The sequence below is a fragment of the Hymenobacter citatus genome, assembly GCF_014333615.1.
GTDB classification, from domain to species: Bacteria; Bacteroidota; Bacteroidia; order Cytophagales; family Hymenobacteraceae; genus Hymenobacter; species Hymenobacter citatus.
Genome location: NZ_JACSCY010000003.1, coordinates 13,292 through 33,817, shown reverse-complemented (window position 1 = coordinate 33,817; position 20,526 = coordinate 13,292). Strand labels below are relative to the sequence as shown.

Here is a 20,526-nt window from a genome sequence, read left to right as displayed (position 1 = left end):
GGCTGCTTTCGTCGGCATTCATACTCCCAGCGGCGCGGGCGTGATAAGGTCCTTCGCTGCGCTCAGGATGACAAAAGAAATTACCATGTCTAACCAACAAGCATATATCGTAGCCGGCTACCGTACTGCCGTGGGCAAAGCCCCACGCGGCGGCTTCCGCTTCACCCGTACCGATGACCTCGCTGCCGACGTCATCAAGCACCTCGTGGCCGCCGTGCCCGCCCTCGACCCGAGTCGCATCGACGACGTGATTGTGGGCAACGCGGTGCCCGAGGCCGAGCAGGGCCTGCAAATGGGCCGCCTGATTTCCTTGCTCTCCCTACCTCTCAATGTGTCTGGCCTTATCGTGAACCGCTACTGCGGCTCCGGCGTAGAAACCATTGCGATGGCCGTGGGCAAAATTGCGGCCGGCATGGCCGATTGCATCGTGGCCGGCGGGGCCGAGAGCATGAGCATGGTGCCCACCGTAGGCTGGAAAACCGTGCCCAACTACAAGCTCGCCAAGGCTCACCCTGACTACTATATGGGCATGGGCCTGACGGCCGAAGCCGTAGCCAAAGACTATGGCATCTCCCGCGAAGACCAGGACCAGTTTGCTTACAACTCGCACCAAAAAGCCCTGAAAGCCATTGCCGAGGGCAAGTTCAAAGACCAGATTGTACCCATCACGGTAGAGGAAACCTACGTAGATGCTGCCAGCGGTAAGAAGAAAACCCGCTCCTACGTGGTAGACACCGACGAAGGCCCCCGCGCCGATACCTCCTTGGGAGCGCTGGCCAAGCTGCGGCCGGTATTTGCGCAGGGCGGCACCGTAACGGCTGGCAACTCGTCCCAGACTTCCGACGGCGCGGCTTTCGTGCTGGTAATGTCGGAGCGCATGGTGAAGGAGCTGAACCTGGAACCCATTGCTCGCATGGTGAACTATGCCACCGAAGGGGTAGACCCGCGCATCATGGGCATGGGTCCCGTGAAAGCCGTACCGAAAGTGCTGAAGCAAGCCGGCATGAAGCTCGAAGATATCGACCTGATTGAGTTGAACGAAGCCTTCGCTTCCCAAAGCATTGCCGTGCAGCGCGAGTTGGGCATCGACCCCGACAAGTTGAACGTGAACGGCGGCGCCATTGCTCTCGGTCACCCGCTGGGCTGCTCCGGCGCCAAGCTCTCTATCCAGCTGTTTGATGAGCTGCGTCAGCGTGGCCAGAAGTACGGCCTAGTAACCGCCTGTGTGGGCGGTGGCCAAGGCGTGGCAGGTATTTATGAGTTGCTGAAGTAACCTGTCATTCCAAGCGGAGCGAGGAATCTGGATTACACTGTCAACAGCGTTTACTCAGATTTCTCGCTCCGCTTGGAATGACAACAGACGGCCCCGAACCAATCGGGGTTTTCTTTTTGTTAACTACTCGGCAAGCATAACAAATTTTTGTACCTTTCGATACAGCTAGCGGGTAGACAGCGTATAGATGTAAATACGCTGCATGCCGACTACTTAAATAAATTTTACCTGAATCTCCACTCAACAAGAACATACCGCACCCTACCATGGAAGTAACGCAGAAACCCCTTAAAGGCGGCGAGTTTATTATCAAAGAAACCAGCGCCCAGGATGTATTCACGCCCGCCGAATTCTCGGAAGAGCAGCGCATGATGCACCAGACGTGCCTCGACTTTGTGGCCAGTGAAGTGCAGCCCCTGCTAGAACGCCTCGACAACCACGAGGAAGGCCTGATGGAAGATCTAATGAAAAAAGCCGGCGAGTTGGGTCTATTCGGCGTGAGCATTCCCGAGCAGTACGGCGGCTACGACATGGATTTCAATACAGCCCTTCTGGTGACGGAAGGGGTAGGGGGCGGCCACTCATTTCCGGTGGCATTTGCAGCGCACACGGGCATCGGCATGCTGCCTATTCTGTATTTTGGAACCGAGGAGCAGAAGCAGAAATACATTCCCAAGCTCACTACCGGCGAGTGGGTAGGCGCTTACTGCCTCACCGAGCCCGGCTCCGGATCCGACGCATTGGGTGCCAAAACCAAAGCCGTGCTGACTGAAGACAGGGAGCATTACGTGCTCAACGGCCAGAAAATGTGGATTACCAACGCCGGTTTTGCGCACGTCTTCATTGTGTTTGCCAAAATCGATGGCGAGAAGTTTACTGGCTTCATTGTGGAACGCGACACGCCTGGTCTCACCTTCGGCAATGAGGAGCACAAGATGGGCATCAAGGGTTCTTCTACCCGGCAGGTGTTTTTGTCTGATGTGAAGGTACCGAAGGAAAACGTATTGGGTGAGATTGGCAAAGGCCACCTTATTGCCTTCAATATCTTGAATATTGGCCGCATCAAGCTGGCCGCGGCTTGCTTGGGCGCTTGCAAAATGGCCGCCGATCTGAGCGTGAAGTATGCCAACGAGCGGGTACAGTTCAATTTGCCTATCTCGAAGTTTGGTGCCATCCGCCACAAGCTGGCCGAACAAGCTGTGCGTATTTATGCGGTAGAATCCGCTATCTACCGCGCCGGCATGGACATTTACCGCACCGAGCAGGAGTTGCTAGCCCAAGGTCAGGGTGCCAACGAGGCGCTGCTGGGCGCTGCCCGCGAGTTTGCTGTGGAGTGCGCTATGCTGAAGGTAGAAGGCTCCGAAGTGCTGGACTTTGTGACCGACGAAGGTGTGCAGATCTACGGCGGCTACGGCTTCTCGGCCGACTACCCCATGGACCGCGCCTACCGCGACTCGCGCATCAACCGCATCTTCGAGGGCACCAACGAAATCAATCGCCTGCTCTCGGTGGATATGATTTTGAAGAAGGCCATGAAAGGTGAGTTGGACCTCATGGGCCCAGCTCAGGCGGTGCAAAACGAATTGATGGCTATTCCCGATTTTAACGTAGAAGAGGAAACCGGCCTGTTTGCTGCCGAGAAAAAGACCATTCAGAAACTGAAAAAAGCCATTCTGATGGTAGCCGGTACAGCCGTGCAGAAGTACATGAACTCGCTGGCCAAAGAGCAGGAAATTCTGATGAATATTGCTGATATGGCCATCAAAACCTACGTGGCCGAAAGCACCCTTCTGCGGGTGGAGAAAGAAGCTGGCGAGAAAGGCGAAGAGGCCTTGGCTACCCAAATCGACATTGCCCGCGTCTACCTCGCCAATGCAGTGGATATTGTGAACAAAGCCGGTAAGGATGCAATTGCCTCTATGGTAGAAGGCGACGAGCAACGCCTGCTGTCACTCGGTCTCAAGCGCTTCACGAAGGTAGACCTATTCAATACTAAGGAAGCCCGCCGCCGTATCGCCGCCAAGCTGATCGAGGCGAACGAATACGTGTATTAATATCTGAACCGCGGATTCGCTCGGATTTATCGGATGACACGGATTTCGTAAACGCTTAATCTGATACGTTCATTGCCTACTCAGTAATAAAAGAGGGCGACCCAACGGGTCGCCCTCTTTCTGTATCAATCATACGGTAGATCAGCCGTCCACAAAATCCGTGTCATCCGATAAATCCGAGCGAATCCGTGGTTCAGACTTACTTCACCACAATCTTATTGAGCATCAGTGCGGCGGATTTCTTGCTTGGGCGGCTCACGCCGATAATGGTTTTGGCGTCGGCCCAGGTAGTAAAATCTTTCACGTAGGCCAGGTTTTGGTCGTTGGCTACCTTTAGGCCCAGGCCTTTGGGGTCCTGCACCACACCGGTCGTCATATCCACGTGGCGCACATACAGGTCAGACTTTCCTTTAATAGTCTCCTCCGTTGCGAGCTGTAGGTCGGGCCCAAATACGGCGGCGCGGAAACCAATACTGGTAAAGGCCTCAGTGGGCGGTGCTACCTGATTTTTGTTGATAATGGTGTGCCAGCGCGGTGCCAAAAACTCATTATATCCAAATAGGTGCAGTTCACGTGAGTGAATTGGTGAGTTCTCGCCGCCTTCCTCATATTGTTTCTGCGCGATGATGACTAACTGCTTGTCCTCGTTCAGCAGCAGTTGCGCCAGGTAAATATCCTCCAGACGCTTACTAGTGCCCTGGGTTGCTTTGTTGACCTCGGCCAGATACTCGGGCGAAAATTTCACTTCCGGTGCAAACTTCATGTCGCCCTCGTCATTGAAATCAAATCGAACGGCTTTCAGACTGTGGTAGAGGCCCGTTTTACGTTCGGTACAAATGGCAGCAGCGTACAACGTATTATCAGGCTGCAAGCTGAACTTTGTATCGAACACCATCACCTCTTGCCCCCCAAATACTCCCCCCAAAGCTACGGACATCACCTTAACTTCCGTGCTGGCATTAAGGTAGCGCCGTACGCTTAGTTTTTTCATCCCGTCGCTGAGCAACGTAACGTATTGTGTACCATCGTTGCCAATGTTGACAGTGGTCGAGAAAAAAGCGCCCTGATCGTGAAAATCGTAAGTGCGCTCCTTCACTTGAGTAAGCTGCGCATCATACACATTGGCAACAACAGCCTTTATTTGCTGGTCGCGCGTGAGGTAGCGCCATACTACTGTGTGGGTGCCATCAGGTGAGAAAGAAACGCCTGGGCGTCGGTCACGCAGACCGGTCTCGATTAATTTCTTGCCGGGACTTTTTTGTCCCGTTTTAAGATTAAATGTATAAGCCGTTAGTTGCTGGGCTGCACTGGCTTTGCGGTATATTACTACGGTGGCTTGTTGGCTACTTTGCCCAAACCCTTCAACGCTTTCTTCAGCTGTTAGCGGTAAATCGGTACTCCACACCCGTTTTAGCTCGGCATCATACCGCTCTACCGCGTAGCCCGCAACTGATTTATGTGCTAAAATCAGAACGCCACCATCTGACTGCGGAAGCGTTTTTTGAGAGACCCGTTGATTATATCGGTCATAAGATGGCTCTGGGAGGTATGCAAACGATACCGCTTTCGTTTTCTGCGCTCGTACCACCTGTGGAGCCAGTAAAGTACCGCTCAATATAATAGTAAACAATAATGAAGTAAGTCTCACAGAAAAAGGAAGTTAAGAGAAGGTCGGAAAAAAAGAAGTGAAAAGTATCGTGCAAAAGTAGCCAGATATCAGAGGCTTACGTATACGAGCCGGACTGATGAAAAATGGGCCGTCACGTAGCCTAAGTTTCATAGAAGCTTAATCGTCTGTTTACCTGCTGTTAGCTAAAAATGCCTTTACTTTGCAGTCTGATACGGCAAGAAAAGGAAAAATGTGCGGTGTAAAAGTGGCGAAAAAGTGACTTTGTGCTGAAGAATAAGATTGGCTAAATACAAAAAATAGACACTAACATAGAAGTTGGTCTCAACTTTGTGTCAGAAAGATTACAAATACCTTTCCTTTATGAAGTTCTTAGCGAAATCGTTGTTGCTTTCAGGGTTACTTGTAGTTGGCAAGTTCGTGAAGCAGCAGTCGCCTGAAGCAGTTATCACTATTGCACCTGATTCATTATCGATAGAAGCGACCTCCGCGCAACCAATTTCTTTTTTCACTCGCCAGTTATATCCTCGGGTGGTGAGGGTACAGGAAAACCAGCAACCCTGGCGAATTACGCCGGCTTATTTCGCCACTAACGAAGTAGTAAACCAGTAAGCAGATCCTTAAGACGACCCATTAGGTCGTCTTTTTTGTGTAATGCCTGAGAGCTTTGCTAGCTGATACGGCTCCAATTGACGGCCGTAGCCGGCAACGACTCAATATGGGTCCGGATGTTCTGATTTTGGGGCAATTGTAGGGTTGGATCTTCCTGCAATAGTTGGTTAGCAGCAGCTCTACTCTCTGTTAGAATGCGGGCATCCTTGGCTAGGTCAGCAATTAACAAATCCAGTACGCCGCTTTGCTGGGTGCCCATCAAGTCGCCGGGGCCGCGCAGCTTCAGGTCGATGTCGGCGATTTCGAAGCCGTTATTGGTGCGCACCATGGTTTCGATGCGGGTGCGCGACTCCTTGCTGAGCTTGTAGCCCGACATCAGAATACAGTAGCTCTGGTCGGCGCCGCGCCCTACCCGGCCGCGCAGCTGGTGCAACTGCGAGAGGCCAAACCGCTCGGTACTTTCAATGACCATTACGGAGGCGTTGGGCACGTTCACGCCTACCTCTATCACAGTGGTAGCCACCATGATCTGGGTTTTGCGCTCCACGAAACGCTGCATTTCGGCGTCCTTTTCGCCAGCCGTCATACGCCCGTGCACAATGCTAATCTGAAACTCCGGAAAAGCCCGCTCCACGCTCTCATAGCCGTCCATGAGGTCTTTGTAGTCGGCCATAGCCTCGCTTTCCTCAATTAGCGGGTACACAATGTATACCTGCCGGCCCAGGTTGATCTGGTCGCGCAGAAATTGGAAGACTTTTAGGCGGTTGGCGTCGTAGCGGTGCACCGTGATGATGGGCTTGCGGCCGGCCGGCAGCTCGTCAATCACCGATACATCCAGGTCGCCATAGAGCGTCATGGCCAGCGTGCGTGGAATGGGGGTGGCCGTCATTACCAGCACGTGCGGAATCACGTGCGGATTTTTCTGCCATAGCTTTGAGCGTTGTGCTACCCCAAAGCGATGCTGCTCGTCCATGATGGTGAGGCCCAGGTTGCGGAACTGCACCACGTCTTCCAGCAGCGCGTGCGTGCCCACCAGCATGTGCATCTCGCCGGAGCGCAATTGCTCGTGCAGCACCCGTCGCGCTGCTGTGCGCGTGCTACCCGTTAGCAACCCGATTTTTAGGCCCAGCATGTCGGCGTAGACCTTCAAGCCAGTATAGTGCTGGTCGGCCAGGATTTCGGTGGGCGCCATCAGGCAGCTTTGCGCACCGTTGTCGGCAGCCATCAGCATGGAGATAAACGCCACGATGGTTTTGCCTGAGCCCACATCGCCTTGCAGCAGGCGGTTCATCTGCTTGCCCGAGCAGAAATCCTTATATATATCATGAATAACTCGCTTCTGCGCGCCAGTAAGGTCGAAGGGCATCACGTTTTTGTAGAAATGCACCAGCGAGGGTACCTCCTTAAAGATCTGCCCGGCCAGCTCTACCTTGCGCTGGTCGCGCTGGCGCAGGAGCTTGAGTTGCACATAAAATAGCTCCTCAAACTTCAGTCGAAAGCGCGCCGCCTGCAATAGCTCGGTGCTTTGCGGGAAGTGAATCTGCTGCAGGGCGTTGGCCTTGCTCATCAAACCATACTGCTGAATAAGGTAGGGCGACAGGGTCTCCGTTACTTGGGGCAGGGCCAACTTCAGCAAATCGGCCACCATGCGCATGATGGCTTTGCTGTCGATACGGTGGTAGTTCTTGAGCTTCTCGGTGGTATTGTACACCGGTTGCAAAAAGCTCTGACCGGCCTTTTGCTCCGTTACTTCTTCCAGATCGGGGTGGGCCATCTGAGGGCGGCCGTTGAACATCGTGGGCTTGCCGAATACAATGTACTCCTGGTGATTCTTGATAATCTTCTCCAGGTAGTTCACCCCCTTAAACCACACCAGCTCCAGCTCACCGCTAGCGTCGGCTACCTTGGCTACCATGCGTTTCTTGGGGCCTTCACCAATTACCTCGCGGTTACGCAAAATGCCTTTCACCTGCACAAAGGGTAGGTCATCGTGCAGGTCTACGATGTTGTAAAACTGTGTGCGGTCGAGGTAGCGGAATGGGTAGCGCTGAATCAGGTCGCCGTAGGTGAAGATGCCTAGCTCCTTTTGTAGCAGCTGTGCTCGTTGCAGGCCCACGCCCCGCAGGTACTCTATTTTAGTCTGAAAGAAGTTACTCATCTACTAGCTGTTAGCCGTTGGCTGTTAGCTATTTGCTTCAAAAAAGGAGTTTGCAGAAAGCCAACAGCAACGGCTGTTAGCTGACAGCCAACTTACTGATACTTCAACGTATTTAGTAGCTTCACCACGTCCTGCTTCACGTACTCAATCACCGGCGCCAGCGAGTCGTTAGCGGTGGCAGTGCGGAAATACAGCGCGCCTCGGAAGAAGTGCCGGGTGCTGTCAGTGGTATAAAACTGAAACTGGCTAGGTACCTCACCCTGTAACTCAAACACCGATACGCGCATGCCGTTCGGCGTTTTCATAGTGCTTTCGTCGATGGCCGTGGCTTTGATTTCGTGCTTGCTGGTGAGCTTGCGGGCATCTTCTAGCAACTTGTTATATAAGGCTTGGTTGCCCTTTAAATCAGCGTACGTAATCTGCACGTTGGCGTGCAGTTGGGGGTAGTAGATGTTCAGCCAGTGCGGTTGCGCCAGGTAGGACGAGTCGCGCAGAATGCGCGCCTGCTGCGAATACTGAAACGTATACGGATGCCCCGGTGCCAACTGCTGGTAGCTGTGCGGCGGCAGGTCGATGCGGTTGTAGCCTTTGGGCTTCGGCGTGTAATCGGGCGCCGACGAGCAGCTGGTTGCCAGCAGCAAAAAGCTTAGCGCGGCGCCAAGGCCACGTAGAGAAGCGGAAACGGGCATACAAAGCAGAGCAGATTTCACGTAGTAAAGGTAGCAGATAAGGCGGTAGGGGCGGCTTGCAGCCGCCCGTTGTTTGCTGGTGGTAGGTATCAATCAATTATAGTGTACCCTCTGCCTCTCTTGCCGGGGCGTACCAACTCTCAAGCAACATCAGCAACGACGGGCGGCTGCAAGCCGCCCCTACAACGCAAAAAGCCCCGGCAGCGTGCCGAGGCTCAGAAAAGCCGGGTAGGGCCGAGGTTAAAACGGCAATTGGTCAAGCTCCGGCTCTTGCCGGAACGTGACCGTAGCCGCGGCGGATTGCTCCGCCGCGGGGGTAGTACCATCACCCTGTGGGCGGCCGCCCAGCATGGTTAGCTCGTCGGCCACAATCTCCGTGATATAGCGCGTTTGGTTGTCCTTGTCCTGGTACTGGCGCGTGCGGAGCTTGCCTTCCACGTACACCTGTTGGCCTTTTTTGAGGTATTTCTCCGCCATTTCGGCCAGGCCACGCCAGGCAGTGATGTTGTGCCACTCGGTGCGCTCCACGCGGTTGCCCTGCTTGTCTTTGTAATAGTCGTTGGTGGCCAGGGTGAAGTTCGCGACGCTGACGCCGCCTTCCAGATGCCGAATCTCCGGGTCTTTGCCCAGGTTGCCAATCAGGATGACTTTGTTGATGCCTGCCATAGTGTTACTTTTTTGTTCTGTGTGACATAGTATTTACTGTTCTAAAAGTAATAGATGAAAATATATATTCCAAATTTTTTAGCTGAATTATTTTATGTTTTGCTAATGTAATTAGTGATAAGAATAGGCTTCGGCAAGGCGTCTATTTCGACAGCATTAAAAGCTGCCAGTCCCAGCTCCTGCAATGTTTCAGCGGGTAGGGCCGCTTGCAATTGAACGGGATAAAACCGGGCCTCCAGCTTTTGGTGGCTAAGCACATGACGGTAGGCTGCCGAAGGCTCTTCAGCTTTATCTGAAACAATCGTACCACCCAGAGCTTCTACCTGTCGCAACACTTCCACCGCCGATAGTTCAGCCGAATCCGTTTCTGTCAGGGCAAAATCGTACAGCCCTTGCCAGATGTCTTTGCCTGTGCGCTTGCGCATATATAGTGTATCGGCGTGGCGTAGCACCAGGTAGTGAAAATAGCGTGTGCGGGCTGCCTTAGCTTTGCTCTTAATAGGCAACTCAGCCACCATACCGTGCTGAAAAGCGTAGCACTGCGCCTGCAATGGGCAAAACAAACAATCCGGCTTTAGGGGCGTGCACTGGATGGCCCCAAACTCCATAATGGCTTGGTTGAACTCAGCCGGTGCATCGGCCGAAATCAGTGTATCGGCGAGCTGCTGAAACACTTTGCGGCTAGCCGGTGCGGCAATATCTTGCGTGAGGCCAAATACGCGGCTTAGCACCCGAAACACGTTGCCATCCAGCACCGCCACCTTTTCATCGAATGCAAAAGAAGCAATGGCGGCGGCTGTATATTGGCCTACTCCACGCAGCTTCAGCAATTCAGCATAGGTAGTCGGAAACTGGCCGCTGTACTCACGCACCACCTGCTGGGCAGTATGGTGCATGTTGCGGGCGCGGGAGTAGTAACCCAAGCCCTGCCAGTGGCGCAGCACCTCGTCTTCGGGGGCAGCCGCCAAGTCCTGCACGGTAGGGTAGGAGTTGATGAAATCGAGATAGTAGGGTAGGCCCTGCTTCACACGGGTTTGCTGCAAAATCACCTCCGACAGCCAAATGGCATACGGGTTGCGGGTGTGGCGCCAGGGCAGGTCGCGGCGGTGGCGCGGATACCAGTTGAGCAGGGTAGTTGCGAAAGCGGAACGAACAGAAGTAGGAGGAACGTTGTTCAAAACAGTGAGTCAGAAAGACTTGTCAAAAAATAGGACAGAGGCCGGGATTGTGGGAAAAAAATTGGAAAACCAAAAAAGCAACCTACCTTTGTGGCCCCAATTCGGAAGCGAACAGCCTAATGGGCAAAGGCTTACGTCTTGAATCGGGAACTTGCCCAGTACATTTTTTCACCCCATAGTACACTTACCAGCGTGACTAAAGCAGAAGTAATCGCCGAAATTGCCGATAAAACTGGCATTGAGAAAGCAGACGTGTCCGCAACCGTTGAAGCCTTCTTTAAAGTAGTTAAGGACTCGATGGCCGAAGGCAATAACATCTACGTGCGCGGCTTCGGTAGCTTCGTAAACAAGAAACGGGCGAAGAAAGTGGCCCGCAACATCTCGAAAAATACCTCGATCATTATCGACGAGCACTTTATTCCGAGCTTCAAGCCGTCGAAAACTTTCATCGGCAAAATCAAAAACAGCAAAAAGATCAAAGAAACGGCTAACGCCTAACTTTCTGTTGTTGTACTATTGCGGCGGAGCCGTCGGGCGCCTATCCTAGGCAATAACCCGACGGCCTGCTTTTTCTGCATGGCTCAATCAAAATCTTCTCATCAGCTCACTGTTGTTGCCGTAGCCGTTGCCCTGGTTATTGCGTTGTTTCTGTTGCCGAAGGTAATTGTAAAGCCTAAGCAAGGTGAAAGTGAGCTAACGGCCCAAACAGCTGCCCGCACCGCTAACCGCGACCAAGGCGCCGCTGCTCCTTCCACAGCTTCTGTGGAAGCCGATGGCCGTCCAGCCGGGGCAACCGCTGAGCAGCCGCATATGTCGCTTACGTCTCAGCAACGAAGCAGCATCAACGGCCTATTGGGGCAATACAACGCTACCACCGACCGCGACACGAAGCTGCGCTTGGCCACCGATCTGGCGAAGCAATATAAGGCAGTCGAAAAGTTTGATAGCGCAGGCTATTATTACGAGCAGGTGGCCTTGGCCCGTCCTGGCGAGCAAGCCTGGCAGCGTGCTGCCGACGAATATTTTGAAGCCTTCAGCTTTGCGGCCACCGCCGAGCGGGGCAAGATGCTGGGTGCTAAGTCAAGAGAGCTGTACGAGCGGGTGCTCAAAAACAACCCCGACAATTTGAACGCAAAAACTAATCTGGGCATGGCCTACATGGCCAGCGACAACCCAGTGCAGGGCGTTACACTGTTGCGGGAAGTAATTGCTGCTGATCCCAAAAACGAAAAGGCGCTCTACAACCTCGGGCTACTCTCGATGCAGAGCAATCAGTACGATAAAGCAGTGGAACGTTTCCGGGAGCTAACAGCCGCCCATCCTAACAACGTGGAGGGGCAGTTTTATCTGGGCGTTGCCCTGGCACAAACCGGCGCCAAAGAAGAAGCTAAAACGGCATTTGCCAAGGCCAAAAGCCTGAGCAACGACCCTGGCTTAGCTGCTTCAGTGGCCGAACAACTGCAAAAGCTGCAATAAAGAAGCTACAAAATGAAATCCGTACCTTTGCCGTCCCTCGGCTGGTACGAGGTTTCTAAAGTCTACTAATTCAAGTTTTAACCCTTAACCCATCAACTCATGCCCTGCGGTAAAAAGAGAAAGCGTCATAAGATTGCCACCCACAAGCGGAAAAAGCGTCTGCGCAAGAATCGTCATAAGAAGAAGTAAGCCTCCCGGGGTCTGCTGGCGGCTGTTTCCAACGCAGGAAGCACTCGTCTATCTCTCATATAAATTCCCCGAGAGTGGCTAGCCGTATGCTTTCCCCGTGGCCTGAAAGGGAAGCTGGTGCCGTGTGCACTGGCTTCCCTTTGCAGGTTTCGGATGGTATAAGGATTTGCCGGCCAGGGAGTTGCTTAATTAACCTAATCCATTGAGTAACGAATTAATCATTAATTCTACTCAGGAGGGAGAACGAATTGCCCTGCTCCAGGATAAGCGGTTGCTCGAGTATCACTTCGACCGCAACGATACCAACTATTCCGTTGGTGACATCTTCCTGGGTACGGTCAAGAAAGTTATGCCCGGTCTGAACGCCGCGTTCATTGATATCGGGTATCAAAAAGACGCTTTTCTGCACTATGGCGACCTGGGCGAGAACTTCCCGTCGCTGAATAAGTGGGTGAAAGGCGTACAATCGCAGAAAATTACCGTTGGTCCGCTCAAAACCTTCCAGTTTGAAGGGCCACTTGATAAGGTAGGAAAGGTAGCCGACACGCTCAAAAAAGGCCAGCAGTTGCTGGTACAGATCGTGAAGGAGCCCATTTCTACAAAAGGGCCGCGCCTATCCACCGATATTTCGATGGCAGGACGCTACCTTGTACTGGTGCCGTTTTCAAACGTTATCAGCGTTTCCAAGAAAATCGTGAGCCGCACGGAGCGCGACCGGCTCAAGCGCCTTATTCAGTCCATCAAACCCGATAACTTCGGAGTGATTATCCGCACCGTAGCCGAAGGACGCGAGGTGGCCGAGCTGGATAAGGATATGCAAAGCATGATCGATAATTGGGAGCAGCTCTTCCAAACCCTGCGTAAGGCCAAGCCGAACGATAAGATTTTGGGTGAGCTGGGCCGAAGCAGCTCCATGCTGCGCGACATGCTCAACGAGTCGTTCGACTCCATCATCGTAGACTCGCCGGCCTTGCACGACGAGATGCGCGGCTACCTCCAGAAAATTGCCCCCGATAAGCTAGGGTTGCTCAAGCTGCACACCGGTAAGGTGAAGGTGTTTGAGCAGCACAACATCGAAAAACAGCTGAAAACGCTGTTTGGCAAAACGGTATCGGTGCCCGGTGGTGGCTACCTGGTGATTGAACATACCGAGGCCCTGCACGTCATCGACGTGAACTCGGGCAACAAAAGCAACCAGGAAGGCGACCAGGAGGCCACGGCCCTCATGATTAACATGCTGGCCGCCAAAGAGGTAGCCCGACAGCTGCGCCTGCGCGACATGGGCGGCATTATCGTGGTCGACTTTATTGACATGAAGTCGCCGGAGAGCCGCAAGAAGGTGGAAGACGCCGTGCGCGATGTGATGAAGCACGACAAAGCACGGTTCACCATTCTACCCATTACCAAGTTTGGGCTGTTGCAAATTACGCGGCAGCGTGTGCGACCTGCTGAGGCTATTGTCACCGGCGAGGTGTGCCCTACCTGCGGCGGTACCGGTAAAATCTCGGCCTCTATTTTGGTTACCGACGAAATCGACAACAGCATTGATGATTTGCTGCTGACGCAAAACCAGTCGGGCATTACGCTCTACGTACATCCCTTCCTGCACGCCTACTACACCAAAGGTCTGGTATCGAGGCAGATGAAGTGGTACTTGAAATATTATAAGTGGGTGAAGGTGATGAAGGACACGAGCATGGGTCTCACCGACTACCGCATCGAAGACGAGCACGGCGAGGATATCGAGCTGCACTCGGCCGCGGCGGCCATGAGCCGGATGCAAGACCGCGAAATAGAAATAACGGACTGATTTTTCTGCGAAAATCTCCCCTGATCAGAAGAAAGCCCGCCCTACTCCGAGAGTAGGGCGGGTTTTTCAGTTGTTGAGTAAATCGTGAAAATATCTGTCATCCTGAGTGCAGCGAAGGACCTTATCATGTGAGAACGAGTCGCTATTGCGTCAGCCGTTCAACTGGCATAAGGTCCTTTGCTGCGCTCAGGATGACAGACACGTTTTAATTCGCCACACTAAAACTTAATACCCAAATCCAGCGCTACTTCGCTGTTCTTCAGCGTCACGTTGCTGAATTCTCGAGTGTTATCAAAATACCGGTCAATGTTGACGATGCCATGATGGTAAGAAAGACCGGCTATCAGGCGAGTACTCTGGCCTAAGAGGTATTCCACACCAGCACCACCGAGCAGTCCCACGTCGGGAATGATAACGTGCTTACTAGCGCGCGTTTCGGCATTGTTATTACCAGGGTCTTGGTAAAATTTCTCGCCGTCGATGCGAGCAGATATAGCCCCGGCCAGTGTGCCGCCCACTTGGAAATATACCTTGGTTCCTTCAGAAATATCATTGGTGAACAGCTTCAGCGAAACGGGCACCTCAAGATATTGAATACCAATTTTCTGCTCATAGCGCAGGTTCTTGGCTGGATCGAGGTAGGAAATGGTACCGCCTTTGCCCGTTAGGAATAAGCCCGAACTGAACGCATAATTCTGGCCGAAAAAGTAATCGATGATAACACCGCCACCGAAGCCTACCTTCGATTTTTCGTTTTTAAAGCCAGTAGCGCCAGTACCATTACGGGGTGAATCGGCCCGAAGATTGGTGATAGAAGGCGAAACCTTTAGGCCTATTTCAACCTGGGCCGAAGCTGCGCTAGCAGTAAGAAAGGTTACACCCAGAGCAAGCAGAAGTTTTTTCATAGAGCGGGCCGAATTATCGGCAGTAAGAAAAGAAAGCAAACGGTGTAGCGTTTGCTTTTGGCTAATTTCGCCTCAAATATACGTGTGATGTACAAGCTAATTCCGATGCGTTCTTTGCTAGTAGCCCTGCTGGGCGGGTTCCTGCTCACAGCTTGCTCCACCGGCTCCGACTGCGAGCAAAACCCTGACATAGCGAAAGTAGAGGCGCCGGTGCAGCTAGAGCGACTGGAAAAGCCCTTTTTCCAAATCAAAAACCCGGCCGAAGCCCAGCAGTTTTTGAATCAGCATCCGCTGTTTGCGCGTCAATACCTGCTGGAAGGACGCTATGGCTCCGAGCAGCTAGCACAAACCATAACCCAATTGGCTACTAATGCGGGGTTGCAGAAGCTAGGCCGCGAAACGGAAATTGCCTTTCGGAACACGGACAGCCTGCAGCAACAACTGCGCGGTTTGTTCCAACATGTGCGCTATTACTACCCTGGTTTTCGGGTGCCGCCAGTGAAGACCTTCGTGAGTGGCTTGGGTAAGGAGCCAGAAAAGGATGCGCTATTTGCCAACGACAGCCTGATTGTCCTCAGCCTGGATTTCTTTGTGGGACCTACTGCCTCTTACCGTGCCGATGTGCCGGCCTATATCAACCGACGCTATACCCCTGCGCACGTGCTGCCGGCGCTGGCCCTCACCATTTCCAGCAAGTACAACCGCGCTTTGACCGGCAACCATACCATGCTGCGCGATATGGTGCAGTTTGGTAAAAGCCTCTATTTCGCCGAGAAAATGCTGCCTTGCACACCCGATTCGCTGCTGATGGGCTACACAAACAAGGAGTTGGCTGGTGTGCAGTTCAACGAGGGAAAAATCTGGGCGCACTTCATCGAGAAGAATCTGCTGTATACAGCTGACCCATTCGTTATCAAAAAATACATTGGCGAACGACCTGCTACGCCCGAAATAGACAAGACGGCGCCCGGTCGCCTGGGCGCCTGGGTAGGCTTGCAGATTGTGCGCAAATACATGGAGCAGCACCCCGAAACAACACTGCCGCAGCTCATGGCCCAGCGCGATGCCCAGCGCATTCTCAACGACTCGCACTACAAGCCGAAGAGGAAGTAGAGGATATGAGTATGAGTGAGTGTTGAAATACAAATGATGCTCTGAACAGCCTTATTATGGGGTAAAAAACTCACCCTGCAACACTAAAAGCTACTACTTCCTTTGCACATCGCCGTATTCAGCCAGCACCACACCAACCCCGACTGCCCGGCCACCAGCCGGCACTACACGTTGCTGGCTCACTTGGCGCGCACGCACCGCATTACGCTGATTACAACGAACACATGGGAGCGACTGCGCATCACGCACCACTACCCCTGGATACCGGAAGAGGTAGAAGTACGGGCCGCGGCAGTGTCGTACGAGAACAAGATGGGGGTAGGGAAGCGGCTCCTTTCTTTCGGACGATACGCCGCCTATGCTATTCGCGAAGGACTGCGCATTGATAAGCCCGACGTTATTTGGGGAATTTCTACCCCGCTTACGGCTGCGTGGGCGGCCGCGCAGGTAGCGCGGCTGCGCGGGGTGCCGTGGGTGTTTGAAGTGCAGGACCTGTGGCCTGCTTTCCCAATTGCTATGGGAGCTGTGCCCTACCGCTGGGCACAAGCAGAGTTGCATCAGATGGAATTTGGCTTGTATCGTTCGGCGCAGCACATCGTAACGCTTTCGCCGGATATGAGTAGCTATGTAACTCTGATCGGACAGGTGAAGGATAAGAGCTGGTATTTCGGAGAAGAGAAGGTGACAACTGTTCTCAACGGCACGGACCTAGAGCTAGCCGCCCTGGCTACCGATGAGGCCGTAGTCGCACTCCGGCAAGAATATGATTTACAAAACCGACGAGTAATACTATACGCCGGTACCTTCGGCCGGGCCAACGATATTCCTACCCTGTTGGCAGCAGCCGAGCAATTAGCTCTCAACCATCCTGACGTAGTGTGGCTATTTATGGGACATGGCTACGACGAGCCATTAGTGCAAGCTGCGGCGTCCCGTTGCCTAGCTATTCGGTTAGTACCGCCCCAGCCTCGGCACGCCATCTTCGCGTGGTTCCGACTGGCCGAGTTATCAATTGTTTCCTTTCTGGGATTGCCCGTACTGGATGCCAATTCGCCGGCCAAACTCTACGATAGCCTGGCGGTAGGTACGCCGGTAATCGTCACGAATCCTGGCTGGACGAAGGAACTGGTAGAAGCGCACAAGTGCGGCTGGTACGTGCCTGCTAGTAATGCGTCGGCTTTAGCTACACGCGTAGCAGAAGTGCTTGCCGACCCCACTACTGTGCTAGCGGCTGGCCGAGCCGGGCAGCAAGTGGCTCAGCAGTATTTCGACCGGCAGCAACTTGCAGCCACCATGCAGAACATTCTGGAACAGAGCGCAAAACAGCTATGACCTGTGGTTGTACTAACAGATACTGGTTTTAGACTAAGTTGTACTAACTGATAGGCTTTCTGGGTGATTTCAGCTTCGAAAGCGGCTTTTCTGTGTCTAAGCCAGGAGCCACTTGGGTGGCGTAATACTGGCAAAAATCCGTGAGGGGGCAACTGCCGCACTTTGGTGAGCGGGCCACGCAGATGTAGCGGCCGTGCAAAATCAGCCAGTGATGCGCTTTCGGAATCAGCTCTTCTGGAATGTATCGTACCAATTCTTTCTCCACCGCCAGCGGCGTAGTAGCCGTGCGGCTCACCAAGCCCAAGCGGTGCGACACCCGAAATACATGGGTGTCCACGGCCATAGCGGGTTGGTTGTAGATAACTGATACCACCACGTTGGCCGTTTTGCGGCCTACCCCCGGTAGGCGCTGTAGCTCCTCAATGGTGCTGGGTACTTCGCTGCCAAAGTCTTCTACCAACATCTTGCCTAAGCCCGCTAAGTGTTTTGCCTTGTTGTTGGGGTAGGAAACACTACGGATAAAAGGAAAAACCTCCTCGGCCGAAGCCGCCGCTAGGTGCGCTGGGGTAGGGAATTGCTGGATGAGGGCCGGCATGATTTGATTCACGCGCTTGTCGGTGCACTGGGCGCTGAGCACTACGGCCACAATCAACTCGTAGGGATTGGCGTAGTGCAGTTCCGTTTCGGGGGCGGGGAAGTGCGTAGTGAAATACTCCAGAAAGCGACGATACCGCTCAGGCTTGCGCATAGAAAGAAGGACCGGTGAGAAACATCGGTCAAAAGTACATAACCGCGCCGAGCTACGTCCGGCCCTGGTCAAAAACGCAGGGGCCGAACGTAGCTCGGTAGGGTAGCCTTTAGGAAGAATGCGGGAACGTACGCGAGTAGCGCAGAATATTTTGGGTAGCGGCTTCGCTAGGCGCTTGGCGAACGGCCGTAAGGGCGCGTAACGTTAGCAGAAGGTCGGCGCACTGCGCGGCTAGCTCGGGGTCGTGCTGGAGCGCTTGCTCTAATGCCTGTTGTTCATTCGCTGGCAGCTCGTTGTACACGTACTGGAGCAGCTTCTCTTGAGTAAAGGTTTTGATCATAGAACACGGGTTGCGCGGCCATCTTTTTCCGCAGGTTGATCAGCGCGTAGCGCATACGACCCAGTGCGGTGTTGATGCTGACTCCCGTGGCATCGGCTATTTCTTGGAAGCTCATGTCGCCATAATGACGCATGATAAGCACTTCCTTCTGGGCCGCTGGCAGGTCCTGAATCAACTCCCGGAGCCGGGCGTACGTCTCCTCGCGGGTGAGCTGCGCTTCCGCGCCCTCTTCCGCAAGGCTTAACGAATTGAAGGCATGGCTTGTTGTATCCAGATTCAATAAAGGGCTACGTTTTTCGCGCCGGAAGAAGTCAATAGCTAGATTGTGCGCAATGCGGCAGATCCAGGAAGAGAACTTTCCTTCTTCGTTATAGCGCCCGCTTTTCATGGTATGAATGGCCTTGATGAAGGTGTCCTGCACCAAATCATCGGCCACGTCTTCATCGCGCACGATCAGCATAATCGTGGTAAACACCCGGCTTTTATGCCGTTCCAATAAGATTTCGAAAGCTGATTCTTTACCGGTAATGTAAAGGGATATGAGAGCGGAATCGCTCGGCTGCATGGTTTCCATAAAGGCTACGAGTTAGGGAACGTAGAGCTTCAGGCCATAGAGTGGGGTTACCGGGTAAATAGTAGGAAAGCAGTGCTTGAATGAGCAACAGATGAAGATCAAATGTAAAGAATGGTTATACCAAACACAACGCTTTAACGCTGCTAGCAGAATATTTTTTTGTGTATTATGAAACCTTAATATTTTATATAGTATATCCATTATTTTGAGTTTTATAAAAAATTATGGTCATAGGTGCTTTATAGACTAACAATAGCGCTTAAATGACTGTGCAGTACGCTTATCCAGCCATTTTCTTAAGCAATAGATAGTGAAAAGAATATCATAAGATTTTGAGCGATAAGCAGAATGATGGTGGAATATATATTCTGTTATATATGAAGATCAGGCAGAACGAGGTAAGCTAATGGGTGGTATTGACCCACTGTGCTAAGTGAAGCGGCCGGAGTTTCGGGTTACTTTTGGCATTCGTTTCCTGTCTTTTTCGATTTGCTTGCATGTCGGTACCCCTCCACGACCCATATGCCGCGCTGCGGATTCCAGATTTCCGCCGGTTGATTTCAGCACGCATTTGCTACACCATTGCTACCCGCGTACAGGGGCTGGCCGTGAGCTGGCAGATCTTCAAAATCACCAACGACCCTTTGGCCCTGGGACTAATTGGGTTATCGGAAGCCATTCCCAGCATAGCTGTGTCACTCTATGCCGGGCACGTGGCCGATTCGGTGCGGCGTAAAAACATTATTGTGGCCGGGGTAGCTGTGCTGGTGCTATGCGCGTTGGCGCTCTGGTATTTTGCCTCGCCCTGGGGGCTGAATTTGCTGGCGCCCGGCTCGCTCCACACTCTGCCGCTATATGCGGTAATATTTGTGAGCGGCATTGCGCGTGGGTTTCTGGGGCCGGCTCTGTTTTCTTTTATGCCACAATTGTTACCCAGTCGCGAGCGGCTCTCCAATGCCATTACCTGGAATAGCACCACCTATCAGGCAGCGGCGGTTCTGGGGCCGGCCATCGGTGGCTACCTTATTGCGCATTTGGGCGTTGCTAATTCCTATGCTGTGGCCTCGGGGCTATTGGGGCTGGCGCTTGTGCAGTTTATGCTGATTGCCTCGCGGCCCCTACCCCCCATAGAGGGCGCCAAGCTCACGCTACAGGAAAGTGTGCTAAGCGGCCTGCGCTTTATCTGGGGCAACCAGCTGGTGTTAGCTGCGCTGTCGTTGGATTTGTTTGCGGTGTTGTTTGGCGGGGCCGTGGCACTGCTGCCGGTCTTTGCCGTGGATATTCTGAAGGTAGGCGCGGCCGGACTAGGACACCTAGAGGCGGCTCCGGCTATTGGCTCGGTGCTGATGGCGGCGGTACTTACCTATTTCCCGCTGCACCAGCAGGCCGGACGCAAGTTGCTGTGGGCCGTAGCGGGTTTTGGGGTAGCCACCATCGGCTTTGCACTTTCTACCAATATCTGGCTGTCGTTGTTCCTGCTATTTATGACGGGTGTATTCGACTCCGTATCGGTGATTGTGCGGCAAACGCTGGTGCACACCTTCACGCCAGAATACATGAAGGGGAGGGTGTCGGCCGTCAACAACATCTTCATCGGTTCCAGCAACGAAATTGGCTCGTTCGAGTCGGGCGCGATGGCGCGGCTGCTGGGCGTAGTACCCTCAGTGGTATTTGGCGGGGGTATGACGATTGTGGTGGTATTGTTAACGGCCTTCAAAGCCGACAAACTTCGCCGCCTCGATCTGACCCCAGCGCCTACCCCCGCACCCTCCGAATAAGCTG

Annotated in this window: 18 protein-coding genes; 9 read left to right on the top strand and 9 right to left on the bottom strand. The window is 53.3% G+C overall.

What is annotated here, in order from left to right; genetic code table 11:
* Positions 1–85 precede the first annotated feature (85 nt).
* Both H8B15_RS04440 and H8B15_RS04435 read left to right on the top strand, forming a co-directional pair.
* The gene (locus tag H8B15_RS04440; protein ID WP_187318467.1) at positions 86–1,273 is read left to right on the top strand and encodes a thiolase family protein; all 1,188 of its coding nucleotides are present in this window, start codon (positions 86–88) and stop codon (positions 1,271–1,273) included.
* 266 nt (positions 1,274–1,539) lie between these two features.
* On the top strand, positions 1,540–3,327 hold the full coding sequence (locus H8B15_RS04435) for an acyl-CoA dehydrogenase family protein (RefSeq protein ID WP_187318466.1): 1,788 nt from the start codon (positions 1,540–1,542) through the stop codon (positions 3,325–3,327).
* Between the two features lie 199 nt (positions 3,328–3,526).
* Here H8B15_RS04435 and H8B15_RS04430 read toward each other — a convergent pair whose 3' ends face one another.
* Positions 3,527–4,423: a hypothetical protein gene (locus H8B15_RS04430; RefSeq protein WP_187318465.1), complete on the bottom strand. Its 897-nt coding sequence runs from the start codon at positions 4,421–4,423 to the stop codon at positions 3,527–3,529.
* A gap of 894 nt (positions 4,424–5,317) precedes the next feature.
* On the opposite strand from H8B15_RS04430, the gene H8B15_RS04425 reads away from it, so the two are divergent.
* On the top strand, positions 5,318–5,566 hold the full coding sequence (locus tag H8B15_RS04425; RefSeq protein ID WP_187318464.1) for a hypothetical protein: 249 nt from the start codon (positions 5,318–5,320) through the stop codon (positions 5,564–5,566).
* A gap of 58 nt (positions 5,567–5,624) precedes the next feature.
* Here H8B15_RS04425 and recG read toward each other — a convergent pair whose 3' ends face one another.
* The 4 genes from recG to mutY form a co-directional block, all read right to left on the bottom strand.
* Complete coding sequence (recG, locus tag H8B15_RS04420; protein ID WP_187318463.1) at positions 5,625–7,724, bottom strand: ATP-dependent DNA helicase RecG; 2,100 nt, start codon at positions 7,722–7,724, stop codon at positions 5,625–5,627.
* Positions 7,725–7,816: 92 nt separating this feature from the next.
* Positions 7,817–8,413, bottom strand: coding sequence for a gliding motility lipoprotein GldD (gldD, locus tag H8B15_RS04415; protein WP_187318462.1), 597 nt, complete (start codon positions 8,411–8,413; stop codon positions 7,817–7,819).
* Between the two features lie 240 nt (positions 8,414–8,653).
* A complete protein-coding gene (locus tag H8B15_RS04410; RefSeq protein WP_187318461.1) occupies positions 8,654–9,079 on the bottom strand; it encodes a single-stranded DNA-binding protein in 426 nt (141 codons plus the stop codon).
* Between the two features lie 92 nt (positions 9,080–9,171).
* On the bottom strand, positions 9,172–10,257 hold the full coding sequence (mutY, locus tag H8B15_RS04405; protein WP_187318460.1) for an A/G-specific adenine glycosylase: 1,086 nt from the start codon (positions 10,255–10,257) through the stop codon (positions 9,172–9,174).
* Between the two features lie 192 nt (positions 10,258–10,449).
* Between mutY and H8B15_RS04400 the strand changes: the two genes are divergently transcribed.
* The 3 genes from H8B15_RS04400 (at position 10,450) to H8B15_RS04390 (ending at position 13,732) form a co-directional block, all read left to right on the top strand.
* Positions 10,450–10,755, top strand: coding sequence for an HU family DNA-binding protein (locus H8B15_RS04400; protein ID WP_185282339.1), 306 nt, complete (start codon positions 10,450–10,452; stop codon positions 10,753–10,755).
* A 78-nt stretch (positions 10,756–10,833) separates the two neighbouring features.
* Positions 10,834–11,733, top strand: coding sequence for a tetratricopeptide repeat protein (locus H8B15_RS04395; RefSeq protein ID WP_187318459.1), 900 nt, complete (start codon positions 10,834–10,836; stop codon positions 11,731–11,733).
* Between the two features lie 391 nt (positions 11,734–12,124).
* Positions 12,125–13,732: an Rne/Rng family ribonuclease gene (locus H8B15_RS04390; protein ID WP_187318458.1), complete on the top strand. Its 1,608-nt coding sequence runs from the start codon at positions 12,125–12,127 to the stop codon at positions 13,730–13,732.
* Between the two features lie 218 nt (positions 13,733–13,950).
* Here H8B15_RS04390 and H8B15_RS04385 read toward each other — a convergent pair whose 3' ends face one another.
* Entirely contained in the window at positions 13,951–14,637 is a 687-nt protein-coding gene (locus H8B15_RS04385; protein ID WP_187318457.1) for a porin family protein, read from the bottom strand.
* A gap of 105 nt (positions 14,638–14,742) precedes the next feature.
* Here H8B15_RS04385 and gldB point away from each other — a divergent pair, with 105 nt between their 5' ends.
* Together gldB and H8B15_RS04375 are read left to right on the top strand one after the other, a co-directional pair.
* The gene (gene gldB, locus H8B15_RS04380) at positions 14,743–15,750 is read left to right on the top strand and encodes a gliding motility lipoprotein GldB (protein WP_187318456.1); all 1,008 of its coding nucleotides are present in this window, start codon (positions 14,743–14,745) and stop codon (positions 15,748–15,750) included.
* A gap of 102 nt (positions 15,751–15,852) precedes the next feature.
* Positions 15,853–17,082: a glycosyltransferase family 4 protein gene (locus H8B15_RS04375; RefSeq protein WP_187318455.1), complete on the top strand. Its 1,230-nt coding sequence runs from the start codon at positions 15,853–15,855 to the stop codon at positions 17,080–17,082.
* Between the two features lie 43 nt (positions 17,083–17,125).
* Here the strand turns inward: H8B15_RS04375 and nth are convergent, their stop codons facing one another.
* The 3 genes from nth to H8B15_RS04360 form a co-directional block, all read right to left on the bottom strand.
* On the bottom strand, positions 17,126–17,830 hold the full coding sequence (nth, locus tag H8B15_RS04370; RefSeq protein WP_187318454.1) for an endonuclease III: 705 nt from the start codon (positions 17,828–17,830) through the stop codon (positions 17,126–17,128).
* 109 nt (positions 17,831–17,939) lie between these two features.
* On the bottom strand, positions 17,940–18,170 hold the full coding sequence (locus H8B15_RS04365) for an anti-sigma factor (protein ID WP_187318453.1): 231 nt from the start codon (positions 18,168–18,170) through the stop codon (positions 17,940–17,942).
* Entirely contained in the window at positions 18,106–18,744 is a 639-nt protein-coding gene (locus H8B15_RS04360; RefSeq protein WP_187318452.1) for an RNA polymerase sigma factor, read from the bottom strand. Before H8B15_RS04360 ends, H8B15_RS04365 begins: the two co-directional genes overlap by 65 nt.
* A 497-nt stretch (positions 18,745–19,241) precedes the next feature.
* On the opposite strand from H8B15_RS04360, the gene H8B15_RS04355 reads away from it, so the two are divergent.
* Positions 19,242–20,522: an MFS transporter gene (locus H8B15_RS04355; protein ID WP_187318451.1), complete on the top strand. Its 1,281-nt coding sequence runs from the start codon at positions 19,242–19,244 to the stop codon at positions 20,520–20,522.
* The last annotated feature ends 4 nt before the right edge of the window (positions 20,523–20,526 follow it).

What these genes read in the sequence shown, in the direction of transcription:
- H8B15_RS04355 (WP_187318451.1), top strand. Translation starts at nt 19,242, where the DNA reads ATGTCGGTACCCCTCCACGACCCATATGCCGCGCTGCGGATTCCAGAT.
- H8B15_RS04395 (WP_187318459.1), top strand. Translation starts at nt 10,834, where the DNA reads ATGGCTCAATCAAAATCTTCTCATCAGCTCACTGTTGTTGCCGTAGCC.
- H8B15_RS04425 (WP_187318464.1), top strand. Translation starts at nt 5,318, where the DNA reads ATGAAGTTCTTAGCGAAATCGTTGTTGCTTTCAGGGTTACTTGTAGTT.
- recG (WP_187318463.1), bottom strand. Translation starts at nt 7,724, where the DNA reads ATGAGTAACTTCTTTCAGACTAAAATAGAGTACCTGCGGGGCGTGGGC.
- H8B15_RS04435 (WP_187318466.1), top strand. Translation starts at nt 1,540, where the DNA reads ATGGAAGTAACGCAGAAACCCCTTAAAGGCGGCGAGTTTATTATCAAA.
- gldB (WP_187318456.1), top strand. Translation starts at nt 14,743, where the DNA reads ATGCGTTCTTTGCTAGTAGCCCTGCTGGGCGGGTTCCTGCTCACAGCT.
- gldD (WP_187318462.1), bottom strand. Translation starts at nt 8,413, where the DNA reads ATGCCCGTTTCCGCTTCTCTACGTGGCCTTGGCGCCGCGCTAAGCTTT.
- nth (WP_187318454.1), bottom strand. Translation starts at nt 17,830, where the DNA reads ATGCGCAAGCCTGAGCGGTATCGTCGCTTTCTGGAGTATTTCACTACG.
- H8B15_RS04360 (WP_187318452.1), bottom strand. Translation starts at nt 18,744, where the DNA reads ATGGAAACCATGCAGCCGAGCGATTCCGCTCTCATATCCCTTTACATT.
- H8B15_RS04385 (WP_187318457.1), bottom strand. Translation starts at nt 14,637, where the DNA reads ATGAAAAAACTTCTGCTTGCTCTGGGTGTAACCTTTCTTACTGCTAGC.
- H8B15_RS04365 (WP_187318453.1), bottom strand. Translation starts at nt 18,170, where the DNA reads ATGATCAAAACCTTTACTCAAGAGAAGCTGCTCCAGTACGTGTACAAC.
- H8B15_RS04410 (WP_187318461.1), bottom strand. Translation starts at nt 9,079, where the DNA reads ATGGCAGGCATCAACAAAGTCATCCTGATTGGCAACCTGGGCAAAGAC.
- H8B15_RS04440 (WP_187318467.1), top strand. Translation starts at nt 86, where the DNA reads ATGTCTAACCAACAAGCATATATCGTAGCCGGCTACCGTACTGCCGTG.